Annotated in this window: 12 protein-coding genes; 2 read left to right on the plus strand and 10 right to left on the minus strand. The window is 41.8% G+C overall.

The window, feature by feature from the left end; all coding sequences use genetic code 11:
- Positions 1 to 132 precede the first annotated feature (132 nt).
- The 5 genes from U3A58_RS21115 to U3A58_RS21135 form a co-directional block, all read right to left on the minus strand.
- The gene (locus U3A58_RS21115; protein WP_323826383.1) at positions 133 to 492 is read right to left on the minus strand and encodes an FKBP-type peptidyl-prolyl cis-trans isomerase; all 360 of its coding nucleotides are present in this window, start codon (positions 490 to 492) and stop codon (positions 133 to 135) included.
- Positions 467 to 751 (minus strand): FKBP-type peptidyl-prolyl cis-trans isomerase, encoded by a 285-nt coding sequence (locus U3A58_RS21120; protein WP_323826384.1) that lies wholly within the window; start codon positions 749 to 751, stop codon positions 467 to 469. Before U3A58_RS21120 ends, U3A58_RS21115 begins: the two co-directional genes overlap by 26 nt.
- 4 nt (positions 752 to 755) lie before the next feature.
- On the minus strand, positions 756 to 899 hold the full coding sequence (locus tag U3A58_RS21125; protein WP_323826385.1) for a hypothetical protein: 144 nt from the start codon (positions 897 to 899) through the stop codon (positions 756 to 758).
- A gap of 20 nt (positions 900 to 919) precedes the next feature.
- Positions 920 to 2,605 (minus strand): capsule assembly Wzi family protein, encoded by a 1,686-nt coding sequence (locus U3A58_RS21130; protein ID WP_323826386.1) that lies wholly within the window; start codon positions 2,603 to 2,605, stop codon positions 920 to 922.
- A gap of 20 nt (positions 2,606 to 2,625) precedes the next feature.
- Entirely contained in the window at positions 2,626 to 3,291 is a 666-nt protein-coding gene (locus U3A58_RS21135) for a hypothetical protein (protein ID WP_323826387.1), read from the minus strand.
- A 138-nt stretch (positions 3,292 to 3,429) separates the two neighbouring features.
- Here U3A58_RS21135 and wecB point away from each other — a divergent pair, with 138 nt between their 5' ends.
- Entirely contained in the window at positions 3,430 to 4,548 is a 1,119-nt protein-coding gene (wecB, locus tag U3A58_RS21140; protein WP_323826388.1) for a non-hydrolyzing UDP-N-acetylglucosamine 2-epimerase, read from the plus strand.
- 194 nt (positions 4,549 to 4,742) lie between these two features.
- Here wecB and U3A58_RS21145 read toward each other — a convergent pair whose 3' ends face one another.
- From U3A58_RS21145 to U3A58_RS21165, 5 genes are all read right to left on the minus strand, one after another.
- The gene (locus U3A58_RS21145; RefSeq protein ID WP_323826389.1) at positions 4,743 to 7,646 is read right to left on the minus strand and encodes a TonB-dependent receptor; all 2,904 of its coding nucleotides are present in this window, start codon (positions 7,644 to 7,646) and stop codon (positions 4,743 to 4,745) included.
- Between the two features lie 79 nt (positions 7,647 to 7,725).
- The gene (locus tag U3A58_RS21150; protein ID WP_323826390.1) at positions 7,726 to 8,964 is read right to left on the minus strand and encodes a hypothetical protein; all 1,239 of its coding nucleotides are present in this window, start codon (positions 8,962 to 8,964) and stop codon (positions 7,726 to 7,728) included.
- A 186-nt stretch (positions 8,965 to 9,150) separates the two neighbouring features.
- A complete protein-coding gene (locus U3A58_RS21155) occupies positions 9,151 to 10,122 on the minus strand; it encodes an AAA family ATPase (protein ID WP_323826391.1) in 972 nt (323 codons plus the stop codon).
- 342 nt (positions 10,123 to 10,464) lie between these two features.
- A complete protein-coding gene (locus U3A58_RS21160) occupies positions 10,465 to 11,085 on the minus strand; it encodes a pseudouridine synthase (protein WP_323826392.1) in 621 nt (206 codons plus the stop codon).
- A gap of 10 nt (positions 11,086 to 11,095) precedes the next feature.
- Positions 11,096 to 11,272 carry a hypothetical protein gene (locus U3A58_RS21165; RefSeq protein ID WP_323826393.1) on the minus strand — a complete coding sequence of 59 codons (177 nt, stop codon included), beginning with the start codon at positions 11,270 to 11,272 and terminating at the stop codon, positions 11,096 to 11,098.
- Between the two features lie 141 nt (positions 11,273 to 11,413).
- On the opposite strand from U3A58_RS21165, the gene U3A58_RS21170 reads away from it, so the two are divergent.
- A complete protein-coding gene (locus U3A58_RS21170) occupies positions 11,414 to 12,538 on the plus strand; it encodes an amidohydrolase (RefSeq protein WP_323826394.1) in 1,125 nt (374 codons plus the stop codon).
- Positions 12,539 to 12,666: the final 128 nt, after the last annotated feature.

The raw sequence follows: 12,666 nt of genomic DNA on the forward strand, positions 1-12,666 counted from the left end.
AAACGCCTATTGCTAAAGAGTTAAACAGTAGTCAAAAAAATAGAGACCGATTTCAGGAAATCGGCCTCTATTGAATAAAAAAGGCTGTCTCCAATAATGAAAATCAATATGAGACAGCCACATTGCATTAGTTTAGTGCTGATGATGTCCATCTGGGCCGTGTGCATGCCCGTGTTCGAGTTCCTCAGGAAGCGCCTCCCGCACAGCTATGATTTTGCCTTCAAAGAATAAATCATATCCGGCCAGTGGAGGGTTAAAGTCCATGTGAACTCCAGTGTAGTCGATTTTGGTAATCTCTCCACGAATCTGCCCTCCTTTATTATCCTGCATAGGAATCACATTTCCTACACGAAGCATTTCCTTATTTACTTTTCCTTTTTCTTTAAAATTGGCCTTTGGAATGATGGTTTTTTTCTCCTCCATATAGTCTCCATACGCATCATCAAAACCCAAAAGTGCAGAAAACTCATCTCCGGCAGACTTGCCTAGCAATGCTTCTTCGNATGATGGTTTTTTTCTCCTCCATATAGTCTCCATACGCATCATCAAAACCCAAAAGTGCAGAAAACTCATCTCCGGCAGACTTGCCTAGCAATGCTTCTTCGAATTTGGGAAATACTTCTCCTGCGTTAAATAAAAAGTAAAAGGGTTTATCCTCAGGCACAGATTCATAAGGAAGCATTCCGGTGTCGCCATCATCCACTTTCAGGTTATAGCATACTGCTACCACTTTATTCTTTTCTACTTTCATGTGTTTATAATTTTCTTTTAACGGTCATAACCTGTCCCGTGACGAAGGAAACGGGATGGCCTGTCCCGTCCGCCGTGGCGGATCGGGAGAATCTCGCATGGTAGATAATCATCCCTGTGTGTGACGCTTGAGTCATGCTCGATTTCATATTGCCATCGAATCTAACTTCTATTGGAAAATATATGCTAATCCGACCTGACCCACAAAGTTCTTGCGATCATAGCCAGGCACAAAATACTGGTCTGGATTATTTTCTAAATACCACTTGTAGTTCAAGGTATTCACATATTGCAAACGGGCATTGAACAATAAATTGCCAAACTTCCAATCACCAATCAGGGAAGGGACAAGATCCACATATTTGTTTCTCCAGTCCTTAGATGCCTCGTATCGATAATAATAGTAATCGTTATTATAGACAATCCGCTCCATTTGGAAACCAATTCGGTTCATCTTATTCACCCAGGCTAATTCCAAAAAGATCACATTACTTCCTGGCCCATTTCCAGCTCCAAGCACCTGGCCATTTTGTGTATAGCCTTCGACTACATAGTCGTGAATGTACCAAGTCTTGAGTGATCTGATATCGTCTCTAATGGTCTGTCCGGTTTGTGTCATTTCAGAACTAATTTGGAAATAATGTCCAGATTTTTTAAGACTCATTAAATGCGAAAATCCAAAAGTGAAAGCTCTTCCAGACTCAGGAGTAATCATGAAATCGTTTAGTTTCATACTATTCCCTCTGGTACCATACTCGCCATAAAATTCAAAATGCCCTGTAGCACTTAACCACCGAAAGTACCCAGAACTAAACTGCTGCCTCTTTGCAATGGTATTGTCAATAATGTTGTCCGGTTTTTTTCTTCCATTGAAAATCGGTAAAACATCTCCTAAACCACTGATGTCTTCTCTGTAAACGTGATTGACAGAGCCATAACCCAGAAATAATCCAGGCACCCATTTAGGCTGATAAGTCAAAACCAACCCAGTCAAGAAACGCTTATTATTTTCAGGTTTAGGGATATACACGTTATTTTCCTGAATTCTATAATCAGACCATGGGGGTAAGAAGCCTGAGGAGCTTAAGAAACCACCGATGACCTGCCCTTCAAAAGATCCGATTTTTGTCCGCACCGGCTTACGTGTATTTGCTGTCAAATGAACAAAGCCCGGCGCATTATTTCCTAGCAAGAGTGAGTTCCTCTTTCCAGGCCCCCACCATAGATTTTCGGAAGAAATACCAATAGAATATTCTTGGAAATTATAACGAATGCTAGATTGTCCCAAGTAGGCGTGAGTATATGATTCCTCTCCAAATCGCTCCGGCATATCAATGCGATTCATGTACTCATAATAGAATAATATCGAGGCCTGGTGCTCTATAGGGAAGCCTTTATAATCTTTGTTTTGAGCCATCAGCAGTTCTGGCTGCAATTGCAGACTGAATGAGCCATATTCCAAAAATGCCCCTGCGCTCAGGATACTCTGAATTCCACGGTTTGGGATAAATGCCCCGTCATTGACACCAAAGGCATAGGTAGAATTATATTGAAATTTAGCCACTGCAGGCATCAACAAAAACTTGCCCTTCTTATCCTTCCCAAAAAACTTATTGATGGGGGAGAGATCCATATCTACTATAGTACTATCGAGGTCAAAAGCGTATTTTATCCCAAATGCGTTCACCGGATAAAGAGGCCTGATCATAAATGATGAGGTGGAATCAACGTCACCAAGCAACTGAGCTCTTCTCAGATAATCATCTAATACGGGCGTACCTACCGGCACTGTCTGAGCCAATGAATTCTTGTTGATTAGAAGAATTAGCAACAAAAACCCCAGAAAGCATCTCATAATTTTCCCTGTCTTCATGATCATTTCAAGGTAAGGGCTTCTACAGTGACAGCAGCTAGAGACCAAGATTCGTCACACAGAGGGTCCGGTGAATTATCAGCCACCAATGCTGAATTCATATAAATTCTAGTACTGGAAGTACTATGCTCAATTATTTTAGAAATACTATATCGAGTCGTGTAATTTGCGAAAGCTCCGTACAAACATAAACCCGGCATATTGGCTTGAATCGCTCCGGATTTCGGTCTGTTTTGTCTAAAATAAGTATCAGGATAGGATTGATATAGACAATAAGTGGACTCGCAGGGTGAGTTTGAGAAGGTTGTCCGGAATATTTCCTCGGTATCTACCCCAAAAAACCATTGATCTGGACCTCCCCCAGTATCAGATGGATTGCCGTCCCAGGTGTCATGCACTAGTATCTCAAGAGTCACCTTCAACATGTTATGGGAAGGAAGCCCTGTAAGATTGACTGCTATTTCTTCATTATGATAGTAGCCTACTACGGTATCCTGTTCAAATATCATAAGTCTGGCATTTTCAAATCCTGCCAAATCCAAATCAGAGAAGTCGTTAGTATAAACAACCACCTCAGATTCTAACGTATCAATACAAGAGAAAAATGTAAGTGCGGCCACGAGCAGTAAAAGGGCTTTCACTCCTTTTGACCAAATATTGCAATTCATCAAATACAGTTAGTTAAGAAAATATAACCCTGCAAAGAAACAAAAAAGGAGCCAAAACAGACTTACCAAAAGAACGCTAATTTTAGCCAATGCCTCCAAAAGGATTTACTATTTTTGGACTGAATATCACGACAAGAGATGGCTAGTTTTACTATTGTCGCAGGTGCGCGACCCAATTTTATGAAAATCGCACCCATCCTTCATCAATTTATCAAAAAGCAAGCGCAAGGAATTGATGTCCATTTCCGGCTCGTTCACACGGGTCAGCACTACGATAAAAAGATGTCAGGAGACTTTTTTGAGCAATTATCTATTCCCGAACCCGACGCCAATCTTGGCGGAGGTGGAGGAAGCCAAGCAGAGCAAACTGCCACTATCATGATTGCTTTTGAAAAGGAATTGATGGAAAACCGACCGGACTTAGTAATAGTAGTCGGTGATGTCACAAGTACGCTAGCATGCTCCATAGCTGCTAAGAAACTTCAGATTGATGTGGCACACGTGGAGGGCGGCATTCGCTCGGGTGATTTATCCATGCCTGAAGAAATCAATCGAATGGTCACTGACTCGATCACAGATCACTTTTTCACCACTTCAGAAATCGCGAACTCAAACCTGCGAAAAGCTGGCGTACCTGAAGAAAAGATCCATTTCGTAGGCAATACCATGATAGACACACTGATGGCTCAAATGCCAAGATTTCAAAAGCCTGCAGGTCAGATTTTTGAAAATCTAGTATCAGGGCAATACTTCGTCATGACTATGCACCGACCTGCAAATGTAGATCAGGAGCAATCCCTCAAGGCGATGATAGATGCGATCTTGGAAGGGACTAAAGGTCTTCCTATCATTTTCCCGGTTCATCCGAGAACCGCCAAAAATCTACAAGGCCTAGGAATCGTTGCTCCAAATCTGCACATGAGCGAACCTTTGGGGTATTTGGAATTTAATTATCTGGTAAAAAATTCAAAAGGTGTAATTACCGATTCGGGGGGAATAACGGAAGAAGCATCGGTCATGAACGTGCCATGCATCACTTTGAGGGACAATACAGAGCGAGCCGAAACAATACATCTTGGCACCAACGAATTGGTAGGAACTGATCCAAAAAAACTAAAGCCCTATCTCGAAAAAATCATGAAAGGGGAGTGGAAACAATACCAAGGAATACCACTTTGGGATGGAAAAACCGCTGCGCGCATTGTCGATATTTTAATAGATTCTTATCCAGCAGGCAAAAATGGAGGCACAAGATAGAATAGCTTATTTGGTAGAGAAATTGGAGCTCAGTCCTCATCCATAAATTGACATAAAAAAAGAAGCTGTCTCAAAACTTAAATCATCAAGCTGAGATTTAAGTATTTGGAATTTATCTCAGATACCTACCCGTACAAATTAGAGGCTGTCCCTACTTATGAGACAGCCTCTTTTTCATTTGTGGCAGTAGTAGTTTAGAATGAGAATGAAACTCTCAAGTTGATTTTTGCTCCTGGAGAAAGACTACTGAAGATCTGATCTTCGGCTTGGTAGGAACTATAAACGTACTCCCTTTTAGAATTCAGGATATTTTGAACACCTAAACCTGCCTGAAGACGCTCATCAGCTCCGAAAGTTTTATTGATATTCAAGTTCAAGCTATTGAATGGTACAGAATAGGTATCCGTCCTGTTGCCGAAACCTACATATTGTAAAGAGGATCCTTGTACGTTGTAGAAAATACCAGCTTCCCAGCCCGTTAGGTAGGAGTTATAACTTAAACCTGTATTAATCAAGTAAGGAGCCTGACCAGCCATATCACGCGTATCCTCGATCACTTGTCCTTCTCTAGCGGTCAATGACCTAGATCTGAACTCAGATTCAGACATTTTGATCTGAGATCTAGTGATCGTCACGTTCGTATTCCAACTGAAATTCTCAAAGCTTGGAGCAATGAATTTCAATGATTTTCTAAATTCAAACTCTAAACCTGCGACAGTACCGTTACCTACGTTTCTTGGCTGGAAAGTACCCGGATCAGCAAGGAACTGAACCATTTCAATAGGCTTCTCGAACGTTTTGTAGAAGGCACTTACTGAAAGCATTTGACCTTTTTCCTGGAAAGCTTCCCATCGTAAATCAAAGTTATTCACATGAGTAGAAACCAAGTTGCCATCCCAAAGGACTTCTTTACCACCATTGGTAGTTTCTGGATATAGACCGCCGATGAAAGTTCTACCTGTGATTGGATCAAGTATCTCTGCATAAGAAAGCTCCTTGAAAGAAGGTCTAGCGATAGTTCTAGATGCGGAAGCGCGAAGGTTTTGATTGTCTTTCAGGTTGAAAATCAAGTTGACAGTAGGGAAGAAATCCAAGTCATCCAACACCTCTACCAAATCATAATCTATTGTTCCTGTCTGGTTGGTTCCAGTATAGTACTGATTGAATTTCTCTACTCTCAAGCCAACGATAGCTTTCAATTTTTCTGCTGGATTGGCTTCCAAAGAAACATAACCGCCCATGTTTGTAGCGATAGAGTTATAGGCATTGGCATTTATCGGGATAAAATCGGCATTGTACCTTACTCCATTTCTATTCTCAGCTGAGAATAGATTCTGGTCAAGCAGAATCTCGTTCGGATCTCCTGTAAATTCTGAGTTTCCTGTCGCAAACTGGAAGCTTTGTATAGTAAAGTCTCGTTGTTTGAATACATAGTTTCCTCCAAACTTCACTTTGCCTTCTCTTGAGAAAAGCGTCATTTTTTTGGTTATATCTCCTTTGCCCACCAAACTATATTCTTCCAGATCTCTCCAGATCCTAGCTGGTAAACCTACTTCTGAAGAAACGGTATTTGCAGGCTCTCTGAATCGGGTAAATCTAATATCAGGATCGCTGATGGTAGATCTGGTTGGTGCAAGTTTCCAATTGAATTCCCAATCATTTCCATTGATATAATGAGTACCAGCAAGTAAGATGCTAGTCAAACCTCTCTGGCTATATTCCAAATTGTACTGCTTGGCTTCGAAGTTTGCTCCCAAGTTGGTATTGATAAAGCTAAATTCACCTGCTTTTGATTCACCATTCTGCAAGTGCATCAAGTTCAATTTGAATTTAGAATGATCCGTCTTCAAGGCGATACCAGCTAATCCTCCTAGCAATACATTATTGACTCCGAAGTCACCGCGCTGTCTTTCTAAAGGCTCTAATTCTGTTTGGTTAAGGTCTCTAGGCTTAGCAAACAAGTTATATTCAGCATCCTGATAGAATTCAGTTTCGTTCTTGTAGGTCAAAGCAAAGTTATAACCCCAGGTAGCTTTTGATCTAGTAAATTGATTGCCAAGCGAGAAGCTAACACCTACATCCATAAGGCTATTGGTTCTGTAGCCACCCAGAGTTTTATTGAAGTTTCCAAGAATATCCTGGTATTCCATTCCTCTTTGGCCATTTGGATTGCCCACAGCATCACCATACTGGGGAATGTCAATTCTTCCGTCTGTAGGAATAGCTCTAGTGCCATCATCATATCCTAAAAAGTCTGTATTGCCACCATCATATTTCAGGTAGTTTGAGTTGAAGTGCATCGATGGGTTGATTCCCCCACTGAGGCTCAAGCGCATGGTTTTTTCTTCAGGAAAATCCTTGGTTTCAATATCTACGACACCACCGGTGAAATCAGCGGCTAGATCCGCGGTGAATGATTTAGAAACGATAATGTTGTCGATCACATTGGTAGGAAATATATCCATCTGGATGGTATTCCTATCTGGATCAAGACCTGGGATATCCACGCCATTCAAAACCGTTTTGGTGTATCTGTCACCGAGCCCTCTCACGAAGATGTATTTACCTCCTTCGATAGATACCCCAGTTACTCGCTTTACAGCAGAAGCTGCATCTCCATCACCAATCTGGCGGAAAGTACTTGCCGAGATACCATCGATCAAGTTGGCAGCATTTCTTTTTACTGAAAGCAGCGCAGACTCTGTGGTTCTAATCGCTGAAGCAGAGACAGTCACAGTCTCAAGATCGGAAGCTTCCTCAGCCATCAATAGATCGCTGATGACGTTCACCTCACCTGCTTTTACCACTACCTCGGTAAGGTTGATAGAAGCGTATGAAATGTAAGAAACCTGAAGCGAATAGGTTCCCGGTGTGACTTTTATTTCGAATTTACCGTCGAAGTCAGTGACTGCACCGGTGGATGTTTCTTTCACTAAGACAGAGACACCAAATAGAGGCTCACCCGTACCTTCTTCGAAGATGGTACCACGAATGGTACCATTTTGGGCAAATGCAAAGCCTGCAAACACTTGTGAAAGTATCAGCAGAAGTAAAACCAGGAATCCCTTCATAAGTGGATTTGTAGATTGATTCTTCATACAGCAGTTAGAATAAATTTTGAAAGAAGGGAGAAAGTGACCTTGCAAGTTCTTTCTCCCTTCTTTCAAAAGTGAGAGTTTATTTTAGATCAGAAATAGCTCCTGAAGCTGAAGTCCAGGACCAAGTGCTAGCAAATGCTGTTTTGTCAGCACCTACTGTGTTAGCACCAGCTGCTACATTTGTAGCAAATGCATCAGTTCCATTTTTAAATACTTTGGAAAGTTCAACGCCATCAGCTAGAGTAATTTCAAGATTCATAAATTTCAATGTCCCACCAGAGAATGTTGCCAATGTTTTTTCTCCGCTTAGGGAAAGGTCACCACGACCTTCAGTGTCAGCAGGATTAGCAAAATTGAAGAAGTAAATGTTTTCGAAAGTACCTCTTGCTCCGTCCCTGAAATCACCTAGTTCGGCAACATTATTTCCTTTGATAGTACCGTTTTTCAAGGTATGTCCAGCATTGAATGATCCTTCTGGACCATCAATCTCCAGTGCGTGGTCAGTTGAACCACCGGCAACTAAGATGAAGTTATCCATCGTACCTGACCAAGCCTGATCTGTATCTAGCAGGTCATCACCTACATTCCAGATAATTGCATTTGTTACGTTTACAGTACCACCGAACCACTCGATTCCATCATCTTGGTTACCGATCACTTCTATGTTTTCAATTACCGTTCCTGATCCAACAGCACCTAAAGTGAGCCCGTTGATCTCGTTGCCTTCACCGATATTAGCACCACCGTGACGGATTGAAATATATTTGATGATACCAGAATTGTCTGCATCATCAGTTCCACCATATAGACCATTGGTATCGGAAGGTGGGATACCTTCGATTTGTGTTTCAGTGACGTCACCAGCTAGAGAAGCATTGGCTTTACCTAGAATGATCAATCCTCCCCAAAGACCGGAAAGTTCAGGCTCAAGATTAGGGGATGCAATCTCTCCAGGAGTGATCTCGTCAGCAAAAGTGGTGAAGATGATCGGAGATGTAGCTGTTCCTTGCGCATCAAGTTTTGCTCCTCTGGCGATGAGCAATGCAGTCGCATTAGATCCTGATCCAACTTCACCTTTTACGATTACACCGGGCTGAATTGTAAGTGTAGTACCTGCAGTGACAGCAATTCTACCACCCAGGACATACGTTTTACCAGTTTCCCAAGTAGTATTGGCCGTAATGTTTGAATTTATTAGCAATACATCCTCAGTCTCTGGGACTACAGGAACTACAGGTTTATCATTGCCTTCAATACAGCTCGAGAATCCGAGCGCAACGGCTGAAAACAGGATGAATAGAGAATTGAACTTTTTCATTGAGATTTATAATTGATTATGGTTTGCCTTATTTGATGATGCAAAGCTGTCTCAATTTTCTACCTCAAGAGAATTTTTTGAATTATGCTTTTTTTAATAAAAGATGCAGAATTTAATATTGGAATAATAAAAAGCGCATAAAAAAAGGCTTCTCTCTCGAAAAGCCTTTTTTTAGTGAAATAGCTATTATTTCAATGTTACCGATTTGTTAATAGGAACTTTCTCCATGAGAATTTTTACCAGATCCCGGGTATTAATTCCATCAGCTTCTGCCTCATAATTGAGAATGATGCGGTGATTTAACACATCTTCTGCTATTTCTTTGATGTCTTCAGGCAATACGTAATCCCTTCCATCCATGAATGCAACTGCCTTGGAGGCTAAGTTCAAATTGATACTTGCACGTGGAGATACGCCAAACTGAATGTACTTAGCTTCTTCTTTAAGCCCATATTGTACCGGGAATCGGGTCGCAAATACCAACTCAATAATATAGTGCTCTAGTGGCTCAGCTATCTTTACTGCATTGATCTGATTGCGGATCTCAAAAATCTCCTCTTTGGAAAGTATTGCATTCACTTCCGAGCTAAATGACATATTCGCCATCCTGCGCATTACTTCCATTTCATCCGCCTTGCTTGGATAGTCGATGTGTACTTTCATCATGAATCTATCCACTTGTGCTTCTGGAAGTGGGTATGTGCCTTCCTGATCCACCGGGTTTTGCGTAGCTAGTACCAAGAAGGGTCTATCCAGCATATAGGTAGTATCACCTATGGTCACCTGCTTTTCCTGCATGGCTTCCAGAAGTGCTGACTGGACCTTGGCTGGAGATCGGTTGACCTCATCTGCCAAGATCACATTGGAGAAAATTGGTCCTTTTTTTACTTCAAAGCTCGCTGCCTGCTGATTGTAGATCATCGTACCGATCAAATCTGAGGGAAGTAAATCCGGTGTAAACTGGATTCTATTGAAATCAAGATGAAGAACTTTAGCTAGTGTATTGACCGTCAAGGTCTTGGCCAGGCCCGGCACCCCTTCCAAAAGAATGTGGCCATTGGTAAAAAGTCCAATCAGAAGTCTGTTGACCATTCTATCCTGGCCTACTACTACTTTCTTAACTTCCTGTATTACGTCTGCTATTTTTTCCTGATGCATGGAATCTGAATCTTTGAGTGCGAGTAAAGGGAGCCTAAAATAAAGGTTTTTGTCCCAAAGGACAATCTTAAATCTTAGAAGCGGTAAACCATGAATAAGAAAGGGATTTTATGATTTTTTAAGATGCTTATTTCTCGTAGGGGCGCGGCGGCGTAGCGATTTTAATAGTGAAATTATTTCCATTCAAATCTTTTATTGGAGGACAAGACAAAATTGCGCTGGGTAACTCTTCTTAATGTTGCCTCACAATCTCTTTAAACAAAGCCAAAATCATAAAAGTAAAAGGGAAGCCAAACCACTTTCGCCAATCTAACGTCGCGCCGCCGCGAGAGTCAAAAGGTCTTACCTCCCTGAACTCCTCGTTTCACTTGTCTTCTTAAAACCAGTCAAGCCTAATTTGTGATAAATCGTTTTTTCATCGATCTCTTGTACTTCCCCTACTTTAAAATTAGCTATCGACAATTTCTCCATAGACCAGCGTACAAGTCTCAGCGTAGGATGTCCGATCGCAGCAGTCATCTTGCGCACCTGTCGATTTTTGCCCTCTATCAAAGTCAAAGAAATCCAGGTATCGGGAATCGAAGCTCGATAGCGTATAGGAGGATCACGATCCGGAAGAGAAGGAACTGGGTCCAAGGTTTTGGCTATCGCAGGCTTGGTTTTATAATCTCTCCCCTCCACATGGATCATCACACCCTGCATCAACTCTTTTAAAGATGCTGGTTCGGGAGCGCCTTCCACCTGAGCATAGTAAGTTCGCTGGTGTCCAAAGCGAGGGTTCAACAGGTGATGATTTAAAGATTTGTCGTCTGTAATAATCAGGAGTCCTTCCGAATCCTTATCCAGTCTGCCTACAGGATATACCTCCTTGGGAAAATCAAAAAGAGAGGCAAGTGTCTGTCCCTCTCCCGAAAATTGACATAAAACCCCAAAGGGCTTGTAAATGATATAGTAGCTAGCCAAAGTCAGTGTATTAACTTCCGCAACCTACGCAGTCTATGCTGGAATCTGTAGGTTTAACTCCGTCACGCTCCATCTTAAGGTTGTGGATCTTGTCACGAATCTCCATGTCTGCAAACATATCGCCAGTGATTTGTGCTTCCAAAGCTTGGATTTGCTCGTTGTAGTTTTGAATTTGTGCCTCGCTCATAAAAGTTATCGTTGTAGGGTTGAAATGATATTCTAAAATAGCCAGCGATCTTGGATAGTTCCTGATCGAAGGCTCATTTTTTCTTCAAAAATGATTCCATCTGAGCAGTAGAAACTTACCTTTCGAAAATTTATTAGAAAAATGCCTCTTTCAGAACTCATATATCTCCGTCAACTCCTACATCAAAACCCAGAGATTGCCGGCGAAGAAAGTGCTACCGTGGAGAAAATTTTAGCCTTTTTTGCAAAGCTCAATCCAGATCAAACCATTCAGAATCTAGGCGGAAATGGGCTTGCTTTCATTTTCAAGGGGAAAAGGGCAGGCCCAAGAAGTTTGTTTCGAGCCGAGCTGGATGCACTTCCTATTCAAGAATCGGGAGATCTCAGCTATATCAGCCAGACTTCGGGAAAGGCACATTTATGTGGTCATGATGGACATATGACTATCATCTGTGGATTGGGAGAGAAATTAGCTGCTCAAAGACCTGAAAATGGTGAGGTAGTTTTGCTTTTCCAGCCAGCTGAAGAAACTGGGGAAGGCGCAAAGAGAATTCTAGAGGATCCTCAATTCCAGCAAATCAAACCGGATTTTGCATTTGCACTACACAATCTACCAGGCTTTCCACTCTATCAAGTGGTGGTCAGGCAAGGATCATTTGCGGCAGGAAGTACGGGATTGACGATTTCGCTTTCCGGGAAGACTTCCCATGCAGCACACCCAGATGCCGGGATCAACCCAGCTCAGGCCATCGCTCAATTGATTCAAATTCTTCCTACACTTCCTGATAAGCTGAAAAACTTTGCGTTGGTCACTGTCATTCACGCAGAGATAGGAAGCTTGGCTTTTGGAACCAGTGCCGGCAAAGGAAGTTTGAGTCTGACTATTCGTGCTTATGACCAGAATGATCTGGATAGTTTGATCGAAATGGTTACTGAGGAAGCTAGAAAAATTGCGACAGCCGAAAAGCTTGGCTGTGAATTCAGTTTGGTGGAAAAATTCGCTGTTTCCAAAAATAATCCAATAGCCGCCGAAATTGCGGAAGGAGTAATGAAGGATCTAGGGCTGAATCTAGTAGAAAAATCAGAACCTTTTCGTTGGTCAGAAGATTTTGGCTTATTCAGTCAGAGTTGTCCTGCTTATATATTTGGATTGGGTGCCGGTGAGAGCTGTCCTCAACTCCACGAGCCTACCTATGACTTCCCCGATGAGTTGATTGAAACGGGAGTGAAAGTCTTTGAAAGAATAGTAGAGAAGGTAAATGGATAAAAAAAACGTGGCTGTCTCATATTGATTTTCATTATTGGAGACAGCCTTTTTTATTCAATAGAGGCCGATTTCAGGAAATCGGTCTCTATTTTTTTGACTACTGTTTAACTCTTTAGCAATAGGCGTTT

The organism is Algoriphagus persicinus (assembly GCF_035156415.1).
In the GTDB taxonomy this organism is placed as follows: Bacteria; Bacteroidota; Bacteroidia; order Cytophagales; family Cyclobacteriaceae; genus Algoriphagus; species Algoriphagus persicinus.

Bases quoted from the DNA above. Each gene is read 5' to 3' on its own strand.
- U3A58_RS21170 (WP_323826394.1), top strand. From the start codon at position 11,414: ATGCCTCTTTCAGAACTCATATATCTCCGTCAACTCCTACATCAAAAC.
- U3A58_RS21130 (WP_323826386.1), bottom strand. From the start codon at position 2,605: ATGAGATGCTTTCTGGGGTTTTTGTTGCTAATTCTTCTAATCAACAAG.
- wecB (WP_323826388.1), top strand. From the start codon at position 3,430: ATGGCTAGTTTTACTATTGTCGCAGGTGCGCGACCCAATTTTATGAAA.
- U3A58_RS21150 (WP_323826390.1), bottom strand. From the start codon at position 8,964: ATGAAAAAGTTCAATTCTCTATTCATCCTGTTTTCAGCCGTTGCGCTC.
- U3A58_RS21155 (WP_323826391.1), bottom strand. From the start codon at position 10,122: ATGCATCAGGAAAAAATAGCAGACGTAATACAGGAAGTTAAGAAAGTA.
- U3A58_RS21145 (WP_323826389.1), bottom strand. From the start codon at position 7,646: ATGAAGAATCAATCTACAAATCCACTTATGAAGGGATTCCTGGTTTTA.
- U3A58_RS21165 (WP_323826393.1), bottom strand. From the start codon at position 11,272: ATGAGCGAGGCACAAATTCAAAACTACAACGAGCAAATCCAAGCTTTG.
- U3A58_RS21125 (WP_323826385.1), bottom strand. From the start codon at position 899: ATGAAATCGAGCATGACTCAAGCGTCACACACAGGGATGATTATCTAC.
- U3A58_RS21135 (WP_323826387.1), bottom strand. From the start codon at position 3,291: ATGAATTGCAATATTTGGTCAAAAGGAGTGAAAGCCCTTTTACTGCTC.